At 36.3% G+C, this 21823-nt stretch carries 19 protein-coding genes; 1 reads left to right on the forward strand and 18 read right to left on the reverse strand.

The window, feature by feature from the left end:
* Positions 1 to 128 precede the first annotated feature (128 nt).
* A complete protein-coding gene (locus BA768_RS14185) occupies positions 129 to 1646 on the reverse strand; it encodes a GH3 auxin-responsive promoter family protein (protein ID WP_065721300.1) in 1518 nt (505 codons plus the stop codon).
* A 102-nt stretch (positions 1647 to 1748) separates the two neighbouring features.
* Positions 1749 to 2159, reverse strand: coding sequence for a BrxA/BrxB family bacilliredoxin (locus BA768_RS14190; RefSeq protein WP_034677545.1), 411 nt, complete (start codon positions 2157 to 2159; stop codon positions 1749 to 1751).
* A gap of 408 nt (positions 2160 to 2567) precedes the next feature.
* Here BA768_RS14190 and BA768_RS14195 point away from each other — a divergent pair, with 408 nt between their 5' ends.
* Positions 2568 to 3815 carry a T9SS type A sorting domain-containing protein gene (locus BA768_RS14195; RefSeq protein WP_065721301.1) on the forward strand — a complete coding sequence of 416 codons (1248 nt, stop codon included), beginning with the start codon at positions 2568 to 2570 and terminating at the stop codon, positions 3813 to 3815.
* Between the two features lie 158 nt (positions 3816 to 3973).
* On the opposite strand, the gene BA768_RS14200 is transcribed toward BA768_RS14195, so the two are convergent.
* The 16 genes from BA768_RS14200 to mraZ form a co-directional block, all read right to left on the reverse strand.
* Positions 3974 to 4420, reverse strand: coding sequence for a GatB/YqeY domain-containing protein (locus tag BA768_RS14200; RefSeq protein ID WP_065721318.1), 447 nt, complete (start codon positions 4418 to 4420; stop codon positions 3974 to 3976).
* 76 nt (positions 4421 to 4496) lie between these two features.
* Complete coding sequence (gene ftsZ / locus BA768_RS14205) at positions 4497 to 6410, reverse strand: cell division protein FtsZ (protein WP_065721302.1); 1914 nt, start codon at positions 6408 to 6410, stop codon at positions 4497 to 4499.
* A gap of 85 nt (positions 6411 to 6495) precedes the next feature.
* On the reverse strand, positions 6496 to 7887 hold the full coding sequence (ftsA, locus tag BA768_RS14210; RefSeq protein WP_034677541.1) for a cell division protein FtsA: 1392 nt from the start codon (positions 7885 to 7887) through the stop codon (positions 6496 to 6498).
* Between the two features lie 62 nt (positions 7888 to 7949).
* A complete protein-coding gene (locus BA768_RS14215) occupies positions 7950 to 8906 on the reverse strand; it encodes a cell division protein FtsQ/DivIB (protein WP_065721319.1) in 957 nt (318 codons plus the stop codon).
* 125 nt (positions 8907 to 9031) lie between these two features.
* Positions 9032 to 9409, reverse strand: coding sequence for a GxxExxY protein (locus tag BA768_RS14220; RefSeq protein WP_034677539.1), 378 nt, complete (start codon positions 9407 to 9409; stop codon positions 9032 to 9034).
* A 122-nt stretch (positions 9410 to 9531) separates the two neighbouring features.
* Positions 9532 to 10890, reverse strand: a complete 1359-nt coding sequence (murC, locus tag BA768_RS14225) for a UDP-N-acetylmuramate--L-alanine ligase (protein ID WP_065721303.1) — start codon at positions 10888 to 10890, stop codon at positions 9532 to 9534.
* Positions 10891 to 11056: 166 nt separating this feature from the next.
* Positions 11057 to 12163 carry an undecaprenyldiphospho-muramoylpentapeptide beta-N-acetylglucosaminyltransferase gene (gene murG / locus BA768_RS14230; RefSeq protein ID WP_065721304.1) on the reverse strand — a complete coding sequence of 369 codons (1107 nt, stop codon included), beginning with the start codon at positions 12161 to 12163 and terminating at the stop codon, positions 11057 to 11059.
* Between the two features lie 10 nt (positions 12164 to 12173).
* On the reverse strand, positions 12174 to 12416 hold the full coding sequence (locus BA768_RS14235) for a hypothetical protein (RefSeq protein WP_065721305.1): 243 nt from the start codon (positions 12414 to 12416) through the stop codon (positions 12174 to 12176).
* Between the two features lie 12 nt (positions 12417 to 12428).
* Positions 12429 to 13670 (reverse strand): FtsW/RodA/SpoVE family cell cycle protein, encoded by a 1242-nt coding sequence (locus BA768_RS14240; protein WP_065721320.1) that lies wholly within the window; start codon positions 13668 to 13670, stop codon positions 12429 to 12431.
* 22 nt (positions 13671 to 13692) lie between these two features.
* On the reverse strand, positions 13693 to 15030 hold the full coding sequence (gene murD / locus BA768_RS14245; RefSeq protein WP_065721306.1) for a UDP-N-acetylmuramoyl-L-alanine--D-glutamate ligase: 1338 nt from the start codon (positions 15028 to 15030) through the stop codon (positions 13693 to 13695).
* 55 nt (positions 15031 to 15085) lie between these two features.
* Positions 15086 to 16327, reverse strand: a complete 1242-nt coding sequence (gene mraY, locus BA768_RS14250; RefSeq protein ID WP_065721307.1) for a phospho-N-acetylmuramoyl-pentapeptide-transferase — start codon at positions 16325 to 16327, stop codon at positions 15086 to 15088.
* Between the two features lie 38 nt (positions 16328 to 16365).
* Positions 16366 to 17826, reverse strand: a complete 1461-nt coding sequence (locus BA768_RS14255; protein WP_065721308.1) for a UDP-N-acetylmuramoyl-L-alanyl-D-glutamate--2,6-diaminopimelate ligase — start codon at positions 17824 to 17826, stop codon at positions 16366 to 16368.
* A gap of 81 nt (positions 17827 to 17907) precedes the next feature.
* Positions 17908 to 19899: a penicillin-binding transpeptidase domain-containing protein gene (locus BA768_RS14260; RefSeq protein ID WP_034677531.1), complete on the reverse strand. Its 1992-nt coding sequence runs from the start codon at positions 19897 to 19899 to the stop codon at positions 17908 to 17910.
* A complete protein-coding gene (locus BA768_RS14265; RefSeq protein ID WP_034677529.1) occupies positions 19883 to 20248 on the reverse strand; it encodes an FtsL-like putative cell division protein in 366 nt (121 codons plus the stop codon). The genes BA768_RS14260 and BA768_RS14265 overlap by 17 nt, the downstream gene beginning before the upstream one ends.
* Positions 20249 to 20359: 111 nt before the next feature.
* Entirely contained in the window at positions 20360 to 21253 is an 894-nt protein-coding gene (gene rsmH, locus BA768_RS14270; protein WP_065721309.1) for a 16S rRNA (cytosine(1402)-N(4))-methyltransferase RsmH, read from the reverse strand.
* Between the two features lie 20 nt (positions 21254 to 21273).
* Positions 21274 to 21732: a division/cell wall cluster transcriptional repressor MraZ gene (gene mraZ, locus BA768_RS14275; RefSeq protein ID WP_047479666.1), complete on the reverse strand. Its 459-nt coding sequence runs from the start codon at positions 21730 to 21732 to the stop codon at positions 21274 to 21276.
* Positions 21733 to 21823 lie beyond the last annotated feature (91 nt).

Consider the following 21823-nt stretch of genomic DNA (forward strand, 5'->3'; position numbering starts at 1 on the left):
ATTGGATTTTTCAATTTTATTCTTCGAGTTTTTCAAAAAATTATATTTTTCAAAAAATAAAACCTGAAAAAAGATTTTTTTTTCAACTCAACACGAAAAAAGACTGCCCTTTTGAGACAGCCTCTTTTTTATGCTTTATTAAGTTCAAGCAAAGGATCAATGTATTCTCTGTCGTTGCTCAGTCGAGGGACTTTGTTTTGTCCGCCCAATTTACCTTTAGATTCGAGCCAGCAATAGAAAAGATTAGGCTTTGCAATATGCACGACCGGTTTTTTCAGGGTTATATTATTGTATCTCTTGGCTTCATAGTCAGAATTAATGGTTTTCAAGTGACGATCAAAGATATCGGTAAAATACTCTAAATTCTCCGGCTCCTCACTGAACTCAAAAATCCATTCGTGTGCACCACTCTCGTTTTCTTTCATGAAAATTGGTGCGCCCGTAAAATCTTTCACTGAAGAATTGGTTTCCTGACAAGCTTTTGCCAATGCCGATTCTACATTTGTAATCATCAGTTCTTCGCCAAAAGCATTGATATAGTGTTTCGTACGACCCGTAATTTTAATTCTGAAAGGGTCAATTGAAGTGAAAACAACTGTATCACCGATCAAATATCGCCAAAGACCACCATTGGTCGTAATGACCATTGCATAGTTCTTTCCAACTTCAACGTTTTCTAAACTTACAACTTTGGGATTTGAATGATGAAACTGATCCATTGGAATAAATTCATAAAAAATTCCGTAATCAAGCATCAGAAGCATTTCATCACTATTAGAACGATCCTGAATCCCGAAAAAGCCTTCCGAAGCATTATAAATTTCGTAATAATTGATATCTTTTCCTATAATAGGCTTGTATTGTTCTCTGTAAGGTTTAAAGCTAATTCCGCCGTGGAAGAACACTTCCAAGTTTGGCCAAAGCTCTGAAACACTTTTTACATCGGTCTCTTTTAAAACCCTTTGCAAAAGAACCATCATCCAGCTAGGAACCCCTAAAATACTTCCGACATCTTCATTTTTCACCTCAGAAACGATGGCTTTCAGCTTACTTTCCCATTCACCCATCAAAGAAACTTTTTTACTCGGGGTAGTGGTAATTTCAACCCAAAAAGGAAGGTTATCAATTAAAATAGCCGAGAGATCTCCAAATTTTGTGTTGAAGTCCGCATAAAGCTCGGAACTGCCTCCGAGACGTAAATTTTTATTGGTAAAAAGCTGATTTTCGGGGTGATTATTCGCATAAATAGACACCATATCTTTACCTGCCTTCATGTGGCAGTATTCCAGACTTTCTGCCGAAATAGGTATGAACTTGCTTTTGGCATTGGTCGTTCCGGAAGATTTGGCAAAATGCTTAATATAACCGGGCCAGCTTACATCTTTGTGCCCCTGTCTTGCTCTTTCAACATAAGGTTCAAATTCTTCATACGTTACAATCGGAACTTTATTTTTAAAATCCTGATAACTCGAGATCGAATTGAACCCAAACTTCTTACCATATTCTGTATCTTCTGCATGAAATAACTGCGAAAAGAGAATCCCATTTTGAGTTTCTACAGGATGAGACATAAAATTCTGAATCTGGTCTATCCTCTGTTTGATAAACCAGTTGACCACGGTATTGAAAAGTGCCTTAGTTGCCATTAAGACAAATATAATAATATTTGAATTTTCAGCGAATGATTTAAAACAAAAAACCATCACAAAATTTGTAATGGTTTTAATATCAATTTTTTAATACTTTAATTAGCAGTATTCGTCGTAAGCAGCCTGTAAATTTGCTGCAATTGCACCTGCAGGATTTCCTTCAATGTGGTGTCTTTCAAGCATGTGAACCAATTCTCCGTCTTTGAAAAGAGCTACACAAGGTGAGCTCGGAGGAAATGGAGCCAAATGTTGTCTTGCTGTTTCAACAGCTTCTTTATCGTAACCAGCAAAAACCGTCGTTAAGTGATCCGGTTTTTTATCTCCTGTCAAAGAGTAAACAACTCCCGGTCTTGCCGCTCCTGCTGCACAACCACATACAGAATTGATTACTAAAAGTGTAGTTCCCGATTGCTTCAAAGCATCTTCTACCTGAGCTGGAGTTGCCAAATCTTCGAAACCTTTATCTGTAAGTTCAGCCTTCATAGGCATTACTAAATCTGTTGGATACATTTCTTATTTTTTTTAAGTGTTTACAAATTTACGATATTTCTCAGTGAATTTACAATTTATAAAAACTATCAAACCATTTGGTAAACCAAATGAATTAAAATGACAATATAAGAATATTGTAAATTTTTTATCAAATATTTAAATTTAATTCACCGATATTAATTTTTTTTTATTAATTTTGAAATGATTCTAAAAACGTTTACCATGAAAAAACTTTATTAATTTGATTTTTCATCATTAGAAAACGATCTAGTGGCCATGTAATTCCCTCACTTTTATCGCTGTTTATTTTTTTCACGAGTTTTTAGAATTTTAAAGGCATGCTGATAAAGGTTTACAAATAAATAAAGCCCGAAGATTATTCGGGCTTTATTATTAAAAAAGAAAATAATCTTAAAACCTTTTATAATGAAAAAACTCTACACCCTTATCTTATCTGCCTTTGTTTGCGGAATAGGTTTATCTCAGAATTGCACAACACCTCAGCTTACAGTTCCACCGGTTTCAACCTGCGGTCAAACTTCTGCAACTATTACCGCAAATACAACCGCAACAGAAGTAAAATGGTATAACTCAGCCACTTCAACTACACCTGTATGGTTAGGAAACACCTATACCACTCCTACGATTACCGGTACAACTTCATATTGGGCAGAAGCTTATAATTATGAACTTGGAGCACCAGTAACAGGTGGTAAAACTACTCCTGCTACAAGCTCAAGCGCAGTGGTTGCAGCAAGTAGCCCATGGGGACTGGCTTTTACCGTAAATAATAGTTTTGTAATTGAATCGGTAGATGTATTTGCTTCTGCAGGAGGAACTTTAGCTTTAGAACTTTTGGATGCCAATTATGTGAAAATTGCTCAAAAAAGTGTAACCATACCTGCAGGAGGCACAACAAGTACTCCATTACAATTTACCGTTCCCGTAGGTTTTTCTGTTACAGGAGGAAACTCATACAAATTGGTTGCAAGATCTTCACCTTCAATGAGAAGAGATTCCGGGACTAACCCGTTCCCTTATAGTTTGGGAACTTTGGGTACCATTACCGGAGGTACAATAAATAGCGCCAACACAAACAGTGGAGTCTATTATTTCTTTTACAACTGGAAAGTATTACCAATCTTAGGAACTTGTGCAAGCGGAAAAGTAGAAACTGTAGTTACTATAGGTGCTGCAACAACTCCTCCTACTGCAGTTGCTGCACAGACTGTTTCTGCCGGAGCAACATTAGCGGATCTTACCGTAACAGGACAAAATCTAACATGGTATTCTTCAGCTGCAATGACTACACAGCTTCCCTCTACTACTGCTGTAACAAATGGAACTACATATTATGTTACCCAAACGATCAACGGTTGCCAAAGTGCTGCAACAGCTATTACGGTAACAACAAATTTGAGCACATCGGATCTTACCCTTAAAGAAAGTGTCAAAATATATCCGAATCCTGTTTCTGATGTCTTAATGATCGAATCAAAAGTGAAAATAGGCAAAATCAGCATTTTTGACATTTCCGGGAAATTAATCAATGTCATCAATTCAGATGAAAGCACATCTCAAAAAATCAATGTAAGTAAGTATAATACCGGTAAATATATTTTAACCATTGAGAATAAGTCGGGAACTTTTACTCATCATTTTATTAGAAGATAACCATTAACATTCATATTACAAATGAAGCCCGAAACATAAAGTTTCGGGCTTCTTTAATCAAATCGATATGCAAAGGTTGAATATCCGTAGTGTGTTGCGAGATGCGCGGTACGAGATAATGTTTGTGAGATTTAACTCGAAACTTTAAACCCGAAACTCTATGAAAGCAGCTTCTTTGCCATCTCGGAAATACTTTTTCCGTCAGATTTTCCGGCCAAGTTTTTTGATGCCACTCCCATTACCTTTCCTAAATCTTTCATAGATTCAGCGCCGGTTTCAGCGATAATTTGTTTCATTTCCGCTTCAAGCTCTTCTGCAGATAGCTGTTTTGGTAAGAACTGCTCGATTATTTTCATCTGAGCTTCTTCTACCTCCGCCAAGTCATTTCTTCCCTGTGCAGCAAACTGATCGTAAGAATCTTTACGCTGTTTTACCATTCTCTGAAGAATAGCAATTTCCTGCCCAGGAGAAACTTCAGCTCCCAATGATTCTGTTTTCAGTAATTGTATCTGAGATTTTACAGCACGAAGAGAATCTAAAGCCACTTTATCTTTAGCTCTCATAGCTGTTTTTATTGCTTCGTTTATGGTTAATTCTAAGCTCATAATTTTACTTTTGGCTATTAGCAGTTGGCTATTAGCTTTTGATTCGACTTTGATAAAGCCAATTGCCAATTGCAATTTAATCTACATCTTTATTTAAAAATCTGTTTTCTCTGATCTGCATGTTGCCGTTGTTATCAGACAGGTAACTGTTGATATTCTGGTCTGATGCATTGCTTCCGTCGATTGAAATATTTTTTCTCTTAAAAGCGGGAACAGATTCAAACTCGTTCACATTATCGAAATTCTGATAACGGGAATTGAATTCTTTCAGTTTGTTTCTTCTTTCCATTACTCTTTCCTGATCAGCAGGTTTTGTAACGAATGTGAATTCACTTTCTGCTTGTTTTGGAGCTTCAACTTCTGTTCTGTTTTCATAAGTTGGCTCTTCCGATTTTATTTCTTCTTTAGCCTGATAAAAATTCTCAATCTTCGGCGCAGCTTCTTCAGTAACCTGACTTACAGTTTGTGTAGAAGTTTCAAATTCGTTTTTTGGCTGAGAGAAATCTACTTTTGGCTCATTGATTGGCTCATTTACCGTAAAGCTGAATTCAACCGGTTTTTCTTCTGCAAAATTTGAAGTGAAAGAATCGTTTTTAGGCTCTTCTTTTTTATTTTCAAAATCAAAAGAGAACGATTGAATCTCTAAATCATTAGCGTCATTATCATCATCAAATGAGAATAAACTATAGGCTTCATCCTGAGCTTCTTCTTCATTTCTCCAGCTCTGAATCGGGCTTTCCAACGTATCTTGCTCTCTATCAGAGAATTTTATTTCAGTTTTTACCTCCTCATCCTCGATAGTCATTTTTTTTTCAACAGATGACATCTTGAAGCTTGAAGCATCCTGATCTTCATCATCCAATCTGAAAAGGTTTTTACCTCCGAAATCGTATCCTTGTTCAGGAATTTCTCTTTCTTCTTTTGTTTTAAAAGGTGAAGTTTTTGGCGTATCTAAAGCATCATTCAAACCAATTCTGATTTTCTCAGTAGGTCCTGCAAATTTTTTGTTGTCATTAGAAAAACCGGTAGCAATAACCAATACACTCACTGCATCACCCAATTCTTCATCAGCACCAACTCCGAAAATGATATCAGCTGTATGACCTGCTTCTTTCTGGATATAATCCATGATGATACCGATTTCGTCCATGGTAGCTTCTTCCGCACCACTTCTGATTAATAACAGTACATTTCTTGCGCCTGTAATTTTGTTATCATTCAATAATGGAGAGTCTAATGCTTTTTTAACTGCTTCTTCCGCCTTATTTTCACCTGAAGCAGTTCCTGTAGACATTAAAGCCGTACCAGAATTCTGAAGCACAGATTTAGCATCTCTAAAGTCAATGTTTACATCGAAATAACCGGTAATAACTTCTGCCATACCTTTTGCAGCATTGGTTAAAACTTCATCGGCTTTTGAAAATCCCTGTTTGAAACCAAGGTTTCCGAATTGTTGTCTTAATTTATCATTATTAATAACGATTAAAGAATCAACATTATTTCTTAATTTTTCAAGACCGCTTTCAGCCTGTTCCAATCTTCTTTTTCCTTCAAAACTAAAAGGAACGGTTACGATACCGACCGTAAGAATTCCCATGTCTTTTGCCACTTTAGCAATCACGGGAGCAGCTCCGGTTCCTGTACCACCACCCATTCCGGCAGTGATAAATACCATTTTAGTATTTTGCCCCATTGCAGCTTTGATGTCTTCAATACTTTCAATAGCAGATTTTTCTCCAACTTCAGGATCTGCTCCCGCTCCAAGACCTTCAGTAATGGTTGTTCCCAACTGTACTTTGTTTGAAACCGGGTTATTATCTAAAGTCTGCGCATCAGTATTACAAATCACGAAATCTACCCCGTGAATTCCTTTCTCGTACATGTGCTTCAGTGCGTTGTTTCCGCCGCCACCAACACCGATTACTTTAATGATCGATGAATTTCCTTTTGGCAAATCAAATGAAAATCCTTGTGTACCTATATTTTCCATATCTATTTTTTTATATAATTGATAACCGACTATGATAGTTGATGAGAAAATCATTCATCGCTTATCATTCATCATCTATATTTTTTTACTCTACTTCTTCAAAGAATTTTTTTACTTTTTCCATCAAAGACTGCCCAAAAGTTAATCTCACCTTTTTGTTTGTTTCAGATTCCGGAGCAATTTCTGTTTCCTGAACCGATTGGTGAGCAACAACAGTTTGAGTTTCATTATTTGTAACTATCTGTTGTTCTTTCTGTTCAACTTTAGTTTCAACCTCAATTTCATTTTCTTCTTCTACCGCAGTTGTTTTTTTGTCTCTGATTTTTAAACTTTCCATCAATAAACCGATAGAAGTAGCAAATTCCGGTCCTTTAAGATACTGATTTTTGTCGTTCGCAATGTATTCATTCGCAAAACCAATTCTGCTATCGAAACCTGTTGTGTAATTTGCCAACTGACGAAGATGTTTCAAGTTTGAACCACCACCTGTCAGAACAATTCCTGCAATCAGTTTTTTCTTTTGTTCAAAAGCTCCGTAAGCCTTTAATTCCGTATTTACCATTTCAAGAATCTCCTCTACTCTCGCATTGATAATCTGCGCTAAAGTTTTCAGAGAAATTTCTTTATCCGGTCTTCCGTGAAGTCCGGGAATGGTCACAAATGTGCTGTCTTTTTCCAATTCAGGAACTGCAGAACCGAACTTAACCTTTAATTGCTCGGCGTGCTTTTCAATAATTGAACAGCCTTCTTTGATGTCTTCCGTAATAATTCCGCCCCCGTAAGGGATGACGCAAGTATGACGGATGATATTATCTTTAAAAATAGCAATATCCGTAGTTCCACCACCGATGTCTACGATGGCAACTCCTGCTTCTTTCTCTTCCTTGGTAAGAACGGCTTCTGAAGATGCCAAAGGTTCTAAAGTAAGCGCTTCCATCTCCAATCCGGCTTCTCTTACACATCTTGCGATGTTTCTGATGCTTCCCATTTGCCCGACAACCACATGGAAATTGGCTTCCAGACGTTTTCCATGCATCCCGACAGGCTCCTGAATTTCTCCTTCAGAATCAACCTTATATTCCTGCGGAAGTACGTGGATGATTTCTTCGCCAGGAAGCATGACCAGTTTTTTCACCTGATCTTTTAACGCTTCAATGTCGTCATCTGTAATAAATTTGTCCGGATGTTCACGCATAATATAATCGGAGTGTTGCAGTGAACGAATGTGCTTTCCTGCAATTCCCACCGTTACTTTATGGATAGGAACTCCTGCGCTCGACTGTGCTTCAGACACAGCAGCTTTGATTGAGTTGATGGTCTGCGAAATATTATTCACAATCCCTTTATGAACTCCAAGACTTTTGGCTTTCCCAACACCGAGAATTTCTATTTTCCCATGTGCATTCCTCCTTCCGACAATGGCAACGATCTTGGTCGTCCCAATGTCCAGACCTACTGAATACTCTTGATTTTCCATTGTTTTATATCGATTTGATTTAATTCTATTCTTTAGTGAGTCGTCCCTTCGGGACTCTTTCTTTATTCTATTTTAACCTTTGCCTTGCTTTTTGGTTTTGCTGCGGGTTTCTTAGTTTCCTTGGGTTTGACGACTGCTTTTGGTTTTGTGTTTTCTTTTGGTTTTAAAGAAGCCGAACTTGCTTTTTTGACTTCAGGTTTAGGATTTACTTCTGTTTTTTTAACAGGAGCCGCTGCAACCGGAACTTTTACCAAATCTTTATGACTTGCCTTTAAAATACTGTCGTTTTCCTTAAAATACGGATTCAGCGTTGTTACAATCTGATTCTGATATTTTACCGAAATCATTTTGTATTTCTGCGGATCCTGATAGACAAGATATTTTTCAACAAAAGTTTTAAAACCTTTTACCTTAAAATCAATATTGTCTAAATCTCCAATCTCAACTCGGTAATTTCCTTCGCTTGTCAGAAGACTGTAATTGTCTTTATATTTTGAAATTCCGATGAAATATTTTTTGCTGAAATCATCTTTGTCGATTTTCTCAACAAGTTCAGCCAACTTTTCATATTCATCCTTTTTGACATCTCCCGTCACCAACATACAGGGATGAGAATACGTTCTGGAAATCGGAAATTCTGTTCCTTTTTCGTCTACATAAAAATCTTTTCCATCCTTATTCAATCTGAAAACCGGAACTCTTTGTTTGATGTCTAAATTTAATTTTCCGTTTAAATTTAAATAAACATTTGCGCTGTCTACAGCCGGAAGCGCATTGATTTTCTTTTCCAGTTCAGGAATATTCAGATCTCCTACTTTTCGGGAAGGATTTTCTTTATTCACAATCTCACGGATGTCTTTTTCATCAATAAAATACACCGGCGTTTTTTCATTCATTTTTACAGAAATTTTATTGTCCGTAATCTTCTGACCGCTGAATTTCTTCAAAGAGAAACTCAACAGGAAACCAAGAATGATTACTGTGATGGCAATTTTTAATATTCTGTATTTATTTTTCATTTTTGTTTTTTCATTTTTTAACGCAATGTTCGCAAGGATTTGTAGATCATTATCTATTGTTTTCCTTTCGCAAGGGCGTTTCACTCAGCAAATGATAACTGAAAATATTTTTACAAGTTTTTATTTTATAATTTATTTACTGCTCTTTTTACTCCGTCTTTAAATAAGGTGGAATGAAAATTCAAAATCATCCCCAATTTTATTTCTGTAACTCTTAAATAATTAAGAAGCTGAAAAAAATGATATTTATTAACTTCCGGAACAGCTTTTATTTCTATAATTACTTTATTCTCAATCAATAAATCTACTCTAAATGCCTTTTCAATTATTAAACCTTCATAATTAATGCTAATGTCTTTCTGGCTTTCAACCTTCAAACCACAGTTCTTCAATTCGTAAATTAAGCATTGCTCATAAACATTTTCATAGAGTCCAATTCCAAGTTTACGATGCACTTTCATTCCTGCATCAAAAACCATATTTGAAATTTCATTTTCTGTCATTTGTGTTTTTATTTACAATAATATTTTCAGCTATCATTTGCTGAGTGAAACGCCCTTGCGACCAAAAAATATACATTGTGTTTGTAAATTTTCATTGCGTTCGTTGCGTTAAATTTATTTAGCTAAATTTTTCCAAGCCACTCACAAATAGGATCATACAGCGTATCTATATTTCCTGCACCTACCGTAAGAAGAATGTCAAATTCTTTATCTTTTATTTTGTTGAAAGCATCAGATAGATTCGATACTTCTTTTTTATCTAAAATCACTTTTTCCAAAAGCCAGTCTGAAGTGATTCCTTCAAAATTTTCCTGAAGCTCTCTTGCCGGATAAATATCGAGCAAAATCAATTCTTCAGAATTATTTAAGCTTTCTGCAAATCCATCGGCAAAATCTCTCGTTCTGCTGAACAAATGCGGCTGAAAAACCACCAACAGTTTTTTATCCGGATAAAACGTTTTTATCGAACCAACTACAGCATTGATTTCTGTTGGATGATGCGCATAATCGTCAATATAAATTTTTCCGCTCGGATATATATGCTTTGTGTATCTTCTTTTAATCCCTTTAAAATCGGCAATTGCTTTCTTTAACGTTTCAAAATCAACTCCCAGATTGTGCAAAATTGCAATCGCAACCGTTGCATTTTCTACATTGTGAATTCCCGGAATTTCCCACACAAAATCTTTTATCGTTTCAGTTGGAGTGTGAAAATCAAAATAGATTTTATCATAATCCATACGAAGGTTATCTGAGTAATAATCAGCTTCTTCGTTGACTGCATAAGTTTTATGAGCCCTCCCGATTTCGATTCCTTTTCTTATAAAAAGCTGTTTATCTTCAGGAACTAAAGCCGCAAACTGTCTGAAACCTTCTTCAATCGTATTTTTATCTCCATAAATATCCAAATGATCGGCATCGGTAGAAGTGATTACTGCCCAATCCGGAGAAAGGTTTAAGAAACTTCTATCGTATTCATCAGCTTCAACTACAGAATATTGCGAACCATTATACAGGAAATTTGATTTGAAATTCTCAGAAATCCCTCCTAAAAAACATGAAAACGGCAAATCTGCTTCTTTACACAGATGCGAAACCAAAGTGGAAGTCGTTGTTTTTCCGTGAGTTCCCGCAACTGCGATGCAGTCTGTATTTTCTGTAATTAATCCTAGAACTTTTGCTCTTTTTAAAACTTCAAACTGATTGTTATTAAAATAATCCAAAATCCCCAGTTTTTTGATGGCCGGAGTATAGATTATTAATGTCTTTTCTTTCTGAAGCGAAGTTATTTTTTCATCAATGACATCTTCAAAAACAATATCAATTCCTTCATTCATCAAAGCCGTCGTCAATTTGGTGTTGGTTTTATCGTAGCCTGAAACTTTCTTGCCCGAAGCATGGAAATAGCGCGCCAAAGCACTCATTCCGATACCTCCGATTCCGACGAAGTAAAAATTTTGATATGTTTCTAAATTGTTCATTTTATTTATTTGAGATTTGAAGTTTGAGATTTGAAATTCAATATCCTCTCAATTATATTTTATCTCTATTTATTATCTTAAACATCTTTTTGTCATTCCGAGGAACGGGGAATCTCAATTTAGATTCTTCATTTCGCTACGCTACATTCAGAATGACAACCTGCACTTACTTAATTATTTTAAAAATCTCATCTACAATCTCTTTCGCAGCATTTGGTTTGGCAAAATATTTCAGATTTTCAGACATTTCTTTTCTTGCATTTTCATTTTCGCAGATTTCTGATAAAGTTGTCCAGAATTTTTCCTTCATTTCTGAATCTTTTACCATTCTTGCCGCATTCTTTTCAACCAGATTCATCGCATTTTTCGTTTGATGATCTTCTGCCGCAAATGGGAAAGGCACCAAGATAACAGGCTTTTGCGCCACTGATAATTCTGAAATTGCAATGGCTCCCGCTCTTGAAACAATAACATCTGCTGCAGAATATGCTGTTTCCATATCTTTGATGAATTCCTTTAACTGGATTTGAGATTCGAGATTCGAGATTCGAGATTCGCTGCTCAATTCTTTGTAATCCAATTTTCCGGTTTGCCAGATTAATTGATAACCTTTTTCTTTCAGGTTTTCAAGGTTGTCTTTCCAACCGTTGTTTAACGTTCTTGAACCTAAAGATCCACCAACCGATAAAATGATAAGTTGATTTTTATCTAAACCCAATTTCTCTTTAGCGGAAGAAGTTTCCTGCATTCCTGAAACAATATTCTCACGAATCGGATTTCCTAGGAAAAATACTTTCGAATGGGGAAAGAATTTCTCCATATCCGGATAAGCCACAAATACTGCTTTTGCTTTCTTTCCGTTTGCAGTGTTGGTTTTTCCAGGTAAGGAATTCTGCTCCTGAATAAAAGTCGGAATTCCAATCTTTGCAGCCATAAACAAAGCCGGTCCGCTTGCAAAACCACCCGTTCCAACAGCAAAATCTGGTTTAAAGTTTTTTATAATTTTTTTAGCCTTCATCAAACTCGAAATAAGTTTGAATGGTAAGCCTATGTTTTTAAGCAAATTCCCTCTGTCGAAACCTGCAATGTTTAATCCTTCGATTTTGTAGCCAGCTTGCGGAACTTTTTCCATTTCCATTTTGCCATTAGCTCCGATGAACAAAAATTCTGCATCAGGAAATCTTTTCTTGATTTCGTCTGCAATAGCAATGGCCGGGAAGATATGTCCTCCTGTTCCGCCTCCGCTTAATAGTACTTTTATTTTTTTGTCCATCTTATCGATTTTAAGCTGTTGGCTGATTTTCAATTAAATCAATAAATTCTACGCCGACAATAATTTCATTTTCACCATCCTCATCTTTTTCTGATATAGATTTTACCGTGTACATTGCATCATTAAGCTCTATAACTTCATTCATTTCCAATCTGAATGTTTCCAGAAAATTCGTTATATCTTCTGTTTTTTCAATAACCACAGGATTTTCTGAGTTTTTGCTGTCAATAAATGTTATTTTTCTTATTTCCATTTTGTTTGGTCTTTATGCAATGTCGTTTATCTCAACAATACTTTGTTTTTTGCCCATTCCTTCTTCATCATAAATCTGGATTCTTGAGCTGATGTTTAAAATAATTCCGAGCTGGATATACGTTACCAACATCGATGTTCCTCCATAGCTGATCAGCGGCAATGGCTGCCCTGTCACCGGGATCAGATTTACCGCAACTGCAATATTTACTGCCAGCTGAATAAAAATCATCACTCCGAGACTGAGAACGAGCAACGAACCGAAAAATGCGGGCATTTTACTCGCAATCATGACAATCCGGACAATCATAATCAGATACATACTGATGAGAAATCCTGCACCTATTAATCCGTATTCTTCTACAATTACTGCAAAAATAAAATCGGATGCAGATTGCGGAAGCATTTGTTTTAAAGCTGATTTTCCTGGTCCCATTCCTGTAATTCCTCCGTGAACGATGGCGGCTTTTGCCTGCATGACCTGATAATTTTTCGCTTTTACACTTTCATCATCAACATCAGCAGTTTTTGCTTTGCTTGACGTAAAGGTTTCAATACGGCTCATCCATGTATGCACACGGTTTCCGCCGATTAAATTTGTATTTAAAGCGATTAATAAAAACAAAACAATCGCAACAAATGATGCAGAAATAAATCCTGCAATATATTTCCAGTGAAGCTGCCCGATAATCAGGACAATTACTGAAACCATTAAAATCATTAAAGCAGTTGAACCGTTATCTTTTGCAACCAACACGAAAACCAGTAAGATTGGACCGAAAATGTACATGACATTCTCTATTGGAAGTCTTTCTCTTGTTATTTTCTTGGTTAAATATCTGCACAGATAAATAATCAGCATTAAAAAAGCAAAAGACGAAGGCTGAAACGAAATCGGTGTTCCCGGAATTTTCAACCATCTTGAAGCACTCGCTCCGTCAATCGTTTGCCCGGTAAACATCGTGACAATCAGCAGAATAATCATTAAACCCAACATGATACTGCTGAGTTTACCCATATATTCATACTTCACTGTTCCTACAATTCTCATGATCGCCAAACCTAAAACCACAAAAAACATATGCTTCATCACGTGACCGGTAGTAGTTCCGTTGTTTACAATATATTCAAGGTTTGAACTTGCAGAATAAACCGGGAAAATAGAGAAAATGGAGATCACAAGAATGACCATCCAAAGCACTTTATCGCCCTTTAGAAATTCGAATCTGCTTTCTTCTAAATTCTGTTCGTTCATAGTTTCCGCTATTGGCTTTTGGCTAATTGCCATTGGCTTTTAATACCTGTTCTTTAAACTGACGACCTCTGTCTTCATAGCTTTTGAAAAGATCAAAACTTGCACAACAAGGAGACAATAAAACCGTATCTCCGTTTTTGGCTAATGATTTTGACGTTTTTACGGCTTCTTCCATACTTGAGGTGCTGTAAATCAGTTCTTTTTTATCTTTAAAGAAATCGATGATCTTCTGATTATCAATTCCTAAGCAAACAATTGCTTTTACTTTTCTTTTAACTAAATCTTCTACTTCGGTATAATCATTTCCTTTATCTACGCCTCCAACAATCCAAACCGTTGGGTTTTTCATGCTTTCTAAAGCGTAATATGCTGCATTTACATTCGTTGCTTTACTGTCGTTGATGAATTTTACTCCATCAATTTCCGCTACAAATTCCAGTCTGTGCTCAACTGCCTGAAAAGTCATCAATGAATTCCTGATACTTTCATTATTGATTTCCAATATCTTACCGGCAATTGAAGCAGCCAAGCTGTTGGCAACATTATGATTTCCCAGTAAAGACAATTCATCAATTTTCATTGAGAATTTATCTCTAAGATGTACTTCTATATTTTCCCCATCTACAAAACCTCCTTCAGACAATTTTTCATGTGTTGAAAAAGGAATCATCTTCGCCTTTATCTCAAATTTTTCAAGAATATTTTTACTCATTTCATCATCTTTATTGTAGATGAAAAAATTGTCATTCTCCTGATTTTCAGTGATTCTGAATTTTGCCAATGCATACTCTTCGTAGTTGTAATTGTACTGATCTAAATGATCTTTAGACAAATTCAGCAACAAAGAAATGTACGGTCGGAAATTCTGAATATCATCCAACTGGAAAGAACTTACCTCCAAAACATAATATTCATGGTTTTCATCAGCAACCTGCTTTGCAAAACTGTAACCGATGTTTCCGCCTAAACCAACTTTCAATCCGTCATTTTTCAGGATATAATAGATCAGAGACGTTGTCGTTGTTTTCCCATTACTTCCTGTGATGGCGATGATTTTTGCATCGGTAAACTCTGAAGCAAACTCAATTTCAGAAGAAAGTCTGATTCCTTTCTCGTGAATTTTGTTGATCATCTCCGCTTTTTTCGGAATTCCGGGACTTTTTACAATCCAGTCGGCATTGAGAATTCTTTCTTCATCGTGATTTTCCTCTTCAAATTCAATCTCATTTTCCGTCAAAAATTGTTTGTAGTGATCTTTAATGGCTCCTTTGTCTGAAAGAAACACTTCCAAACCTTTCTTTTTAGCCAAATAAGCAGCACCACAACCGCTTTCGCCACCTCCTAAAACAACTATTTTCATAAACTTGTTTTTTGCTTTTTGCTGATCGCTTTCGCTTACAACTATCTGCTAATTCTTATCTCATCTTCAATGTAATGAGACACACAATTGCCAACATAACTCCGATGATAATCATCCTGTTAACGATTTTACTTTCGTGAAATCCTTCTTTCTGATAATGATGATGAAGCGGAGACATTTTAAACAATCTATTATTTTGGGCATATTCCAACCCGAATTTTCTTTTCCTGTATTTAAAGACAACCACCTGAAGCATTACCGAAACATTTTCAATTAAGAAAATTCCGCAAAGCACAGGAATCATCAGTTCTTTTCTTAAAATAATAGCCAAAACAGCAATCACACCACCTAACATTAAACTTCCCGTATCGCCCATAAAAACCTGAGCCGGATAGGTATTATACCAAAAGAATCCGATGACTGCACCGACCATGGCGACCGCAAAAATGGTGGTTTCCCCCATATTTGGTAAGAACATAATGTTCAGATAATCAGCAAAAATTATGTTCCCGGAAACGTAGGCAAAAAATGCAAGAGCCAAGAGAATAATCGTACTTGTTCCTGCTGCCAAACCATCGATTCCGTCGGTAATATTTGCTCCGTTGGAAACCGCTGTCACAATAAAAATAACGATGGGAATGAAAACAATCCATGCCCATTCGTGAGCTTCTGCATCATCCATCCAAAACAATATTCCGCTGTAGTCGAACTCATTGTTTTTGGTAAAAGGAACTGTAGAAACCGTAATCTTTTCTGTCGGCATAAAGTTTTGTTCAACATTATTTCTGTTGACTACTTTTGCATCAGCATATTTTCTTTTCACCGTTACTTCAGGATGGAAATACATTGTCACTCCGATAATTAGCCCTAAACCAACCTGCCCTACAATTTTGAATTTTCCGCTAAGTCCGTCTTTATTTTTTTTGATCTTCTTTAAATAATCATCCAGAAAACCAATAGCGCCCATCCAAATCACCGTAACGATAAGAAGAACAATGTAAATATTGGTAATTCTCGTAAATAATACAACCGGAATAATGGTCGCCAAAATAATGATAAGCCCCCCCATTGTAGGAGTTCCTTCTTTTTGTTTTTGTCCGTCTAGTCCTAAATCACGCACCAATTCGCCCATTTGCTTTCCTCTCAGGTAGTTAATGATTGTTTTACCGTAAACCAAAGCAATCGTTAATGAAAGCAAAACCGCCATTCCTGCACGGAACGAAATGTACCTCAACATTCCCATTCCTGGAATGTGGATGCCTTGACTCGTTAGATATTCGTATAGATAGTATAGCATTTAGTTCAAAGTTTATGGTTTAAGGTTTAATGCTTAAATTATTTACTCATAAGCTTCCAAAGCTCATTTATTACTTCTTTATCGTCAAAATGATTTTTTACACCATTAATCTCCTGGTAATTTTCGTGACCTTTTCCTGCAACGAGAACAATATCTTTTGGTTCCGCAAATTTTATCGCCATTTTTATGGCTTCTCTTCTGTCGGGAATCGAAGTATATTTGCTGAAGTTCTGAGGTTCAACGCCCGCTTCAATTTCCTTGATAATTGCAGCCGGATCTTCCGTTCGAGGATTGTCTGAAGTGATAATTGCTAAAGTTGATTTCTTTGTAGCAATATTTCCCATTTCAGGTCTTTTTGCGTGATCTCTGTCTCCACCACAACCGAAAACGGTAATGAGTCTTTCGTTTTTCGTTCTGATGTCGTTGATGCTGTCTAAAACATTTTCTAGCGCATCCGGAGTGTGTGCATAATCGACGATGAAGAAAATTCCGCCATCGGATTTGAAGGTTTCAAATCTTCCGGAAACTCTTTTCAACCTGCTGATTGCCTGAAGAATTTCGTCCTCTTCAAAGCCTAATTCAGCAGCAATTCCAAACACCAATAGCAAATTGTAAACATTGAATTTACCCGTTAAAGTTGTCCAAAATTCTTTCCCGTTAAAGTTTAAAAGCATTCCGTTGAAATCAACTTCCAAAAGTCTTCCGTGGTAATCTGCCATCGTTTTCAAAGCGTAAGATTTTTTCTTTGCTTTGGTATTCTGAAGCATCACGTTTCCGTTTTTGTCATCAACATTGGTAATGGCAATCGCTTCGTCATTTAACTCATCAAAAAATCTTTTTTTTGTTTTTAAATAATCGTCAAACGTTTTATGATAATCTAAATGATCGTGGGTAAGATTGGTGAACCCAGCTATTTTGAAATGTAAACCTTCGATTCTGTTTTGGGAAATTCCGTGTGAACTTACTTCCATGAAAGCAAACTCACATCCTGATTCAACCGCTTTAGCCAAAATCTGATTAATCGTAATCACATCCGGCGTAGTATGTGTCGCAGGAATTATTTCTTCTCCGATTCTGATTTCTACTGTAGAAAGCAGCGCCGAATTATAGCCTAAATTTTTAAAAACATCAAACAGTAAAGTAGAAACAGAAGTCTTACCATTTGTTCCTGTAACGCCGATTAATTTTAGTTTTTCAGAAGGATTTCCGTAAAAATTGGACGCCAGATGTGCCAAAGCTTTTGATGAATCTTTTACTTTGATGTAGGTAATGTTTTCATCCAAATTCTCCGGTAAATCTTCACAAACAATTGTTTTTGCTCCTTTCTCAATCGATGATGCAATAAATGAATGTCCGTCTGCAACTGTTCCTTTCACTGCGATATACAATGAATTTTCTGAAACTTTTCTGCTGTCGAAAACCAATGCAGAAACCTCACGGTTGTTTTCACCATGACTTTCTAAAACCGGAATTCTGTTTAATAAATCATTTAATTGCATTTTCTGATGCTTTATTTTTTATTAATTTTTCTAATAGGATTTCATCCTATCTTTATTAAGCCGTCCTTTCAGGACTATTTTTTAATTCTGCAGAGATAAATAAATCCTCTGATTTTTACTTATTGTTGTGCCTTCGAGAGGGAACTGTTCTTTAATTCTTCCCACTCCTTTATAATCAACCCGATAACCTAAATTCTCTAATTGTGGAATGACATTTTTACCAATTAATCCCACAACACTTGGCATTTGTTTGTTGTTAACAGTAACTTTTACGTTTGGTTCAACCATTTTATTAAGATTGACCTTTTTGTCAACAAGCATTTCTTTCTCAATATTTTGAGGTGTTTTCAAGAAAGTTTTACCTGCAATTTCTTTAAACACCGGCGCTGAAACCGTTCCTCCGTAGAATCCTTTCGCCGTATTGGGCTCACTGATCATTACATAACAGGTGTATTTCGGATTATCAGCCGGATAAAATCCTGCAAATGAAGATCTGTATTTCATCGGACCAGGCAACCAATATTCAAATCTTGCGGTTCCTGTTTTTCCTGCCATTTTTAAATTGGGTGTGAAAATACTTCTTCCGGTTCCTTTTTCAACTGCTTTCGTTAAGGCATCGGTCATCATTTTCAAAGCTTTTTCGGAAGCCATTTTTTTAACCATGACCTGAGTCTGGGCTTCAAAAGTAACTTTCCCGTTTTGCATGATCTTATCAATGAAAAGAGGCTTCACCATTTTACCTTTGTTGGCAACACCATTATAAAAAGTGGCTAACTGAAGCAGATTAATGTTGGTAGAATATCCGTAACCGATTGATGCTAAAGTTGCGGCGTTCCATCTTTTATGTTTTGGGGTTAAAACTTTCGGCTTAGTAATTCCCGGAAGTTCAATATCCATTTTATCGAATAATTTCCATCTTCTTAGATGATCTAAGAAAATTTCAGGTTTGTCGGCATAATATTTTGTAATCAACTTAGCCGTCCCAACGTTACTTGATTTTGCTAAAACATCAGAAATATCATAAGTTCCGCCTCCGTGACCGTCTGTAATTCTCTGTTTTGCATACACCCAAATTCCGTTTCCTACATCTACTGTTGTATTTTCATCAATAAAACCATCATCCATTGCGGCTAAAAGTGAAACAACTTTGAATGTTGATCCCGGCTCGATATTATCTTTTATTGCATAATTGTAGGCATCAACATAATTCCCTTCGTCATCTCTTCTAAGATTTACCATGGCACGAACTTTCCCGGTTTCTACCTCCATCACGATCACTGTTCCATGCTTCGCTTCGAAATTGATCAGCTGCTTTTGTAATGCCGAATGTGCAATATCCTGAATTCTAAGATCTAAAGTCGTGTAAACATCCTGTCCGTCAACCGGCTCGCTTACTTTCCAATAGTCGATCGGTTTCCATTGGGAAGAATTTACTCTTTGCTCCAGTCTGCTCCCGTCAATTCCGGTTAAATATTTTGAAAAGGCCCCTTCAAGTCCTGCTTTAGCGACACCATTGTCGATTCCTATGGTTCCTGAACCGATTTCTGAGGTTGCCAATTCACGTTTGTAGTTTCTGTCTACGATAAATCCGCCTTTATTTTTACCTCTTTTAAAAATCGGGAACTTTCTGATTCTGTCGTACTGATCAAAATCAAGCCCTTTTACCAAAGAATAGTATTGGTTTTTGTTCTTTTTCTGCTCATCAAATCTTTTTCTGAAATCTGCTCTTGATTTTCCGAACATTTTGCTCAAAGAATCGGTAAGTGCACCGATGTTATTGCTGTAAACCGTATCTTTTATCGTTTTAAAATCAAGATAAATGTCATAACGCATCACCGTTGTTGCCAAAATCGATCCGTCTGAAGCGAATAAGTTTCCACGGGCTGCTTTCAGAGTGGCTGTACGGTAATTATTATTGATATAATCATCTTTGATCTCCTGTACATTGGTATTCTGAAGAATAACAATTCTTGCCAAAAACATCACAAATACGCATAAAGCAACTGTTGCGAAAAGGTATCCCCATCGCAATGTTTTCTTTCTTTTGTTATCGTAATCATTTTGTTTTTGCATCGGTACTATCCAATTTTATTAACAATTTGTGCGGGTGACTCTCTAAAGTCATGAGTGAATCTGAGGCAACTTCTTTTCCGAGTTCAGATTCCATTTTTACTTTGATCAGCTTACTTTGTGCGTAAGCGTTTCTTGATTTGTATTCTTCCGTTTCTTCTTTTAAGGCATTGACAATTTTTATTTTTTTGTTGACTAAATGATTGCTGTAAATCATTGCCATCATCAAAACAAACAACAGCAGGAAGTATTTGTAATACAACTTGATCTCATCCCTATTAAGGAAGTTCCCTTTTATAATATCTATAAAAGTGAGTTTCTTCTGAGGTTTGTATGTTGTTCTTTTTGCCACAGACTTTGTCTGATTTATTTTTTAAATATTGTTATTGACCACCCCGTCAAAAATTCTTTCGAATTTTTGCCACCCCTCCTTTGGAGGGGAATTTTACAAGCTGTGATTTTATCACACTTTTATTCCTGTTCTCATTTTTGCGCTTCTCGCTCTTGAGTTTTCTTCAATCTCCTTATTATCAGGAATAATTGCTTTGCTCTTTACAAGTTCAAATGCTTTTTTATAATTTCCGTAAATGTCTCTTTCGGGTTCGCCTTCAAACATTCCGTTTTTCAAAAATCTTTTTACCAGACGATCTTCAAGAGAGTGATAAGAAATGACCACCAATCTTCCTCCCGGTTTTAAGATATTATAAGACTGAACCAGCATTTCTTTCAAAACCTCCAGCTCCTGATTGACTTCTATTCTTATTGCCTGAAACAACTGTGCATAAAATTTATTTACTTTATGTGGCGGAAGATAACTGAAGAGTTTTTTCAAATCTTCTGTTGTTTCTATCGTTTTGGTTTTTCTGTGGTGAACGATGTCACGAGCCAATTTTCTTGCTTCTCTCAATTCACCGTAATAATAAAAGATATCTGCTAAAGCTTCTTCGTCATATTCATTGATGACTTTTTTAGCATCAAGACTTTGCATGACATTCATTCTCATATCAAGCGGCGCATTGCTTCTTGTAGAAAAACCTCTATCTGCTTCATCGAACTGATGAGAAGAAACGCCAAGATCAGCTAAAATTCCGTCAACCTGAGAAATGCCATACATCAGTAAAGAGTTTTCAAGAAATCTGAAATTTTGATTGATTAAAGTAAACTTAGGATCATCCAGCTTATTTTCGAGCGCATCCAAATCCTGATCAAATGCGAATAGCTTTCCGTTTTCGGAAAGTCTGCTTACGATTTCACGTGAATGTCCACCGCCACCAAATGTGCAGTCCACATAGATTCCGTCCGGATTCGTCACCAAATCATCCACACTTTGCTTCAATAAAACGGGGTTGTGATACATGCTATTTGTGCTTATTTTAATTATTCTTCATCAAAAGCTCCCATTACATCTTCTGCAAGACTTGCAAAATCGTTTTCGTTGGTTGCTATTACTTTTTCGTATGCTTCTTTATCCCAAATTTCAAAAAGTTCTCCTGCACTTGTCACCACAATATCTTTATGTAAGTTGGCAAAATGGGTAAGGTCTTTTGAAATCTGCAGTCTTCCTGCTCCATCCAGCTCCACGGTTTTCACTCCGGCTGTAAACATCCTTATAAAATCAGCATTTTTCTTGATGAATCTATTTAATTTGTTAATCTTATCCATCAGTTTATCCCAAGCTTTCATCGGGTAAACTTCAAGACACGGTTGAAACACAGATCGCTTTACCACAAAGGTTTTATCCTCAAAATCCTCCATCTGCTTAATCAGCGATGAAGGTACTTTAAGGCGACCCTTGTCGTCTATTTTGCACTCATATGTTCCAATGAAATTTCTCATTTGGGACAAAATTAGAAATATTTTTCCAAAACTTCCCACTTTTTCCCACTTTTTGACTTAATGTTAATAAGTTTTGATTACAACTGATAAT

Origin of the sequence: Chryseobacterium sp. CBo1, from assembly GCF_001693475.1 — a bacterium.
Classification (GTDB): Bacteria; Bacteroidota; Bacteroidia; order Flavobacteriales; family Weeksellaceae; genus Chryseobacterium; species Chryseobacterium formosense.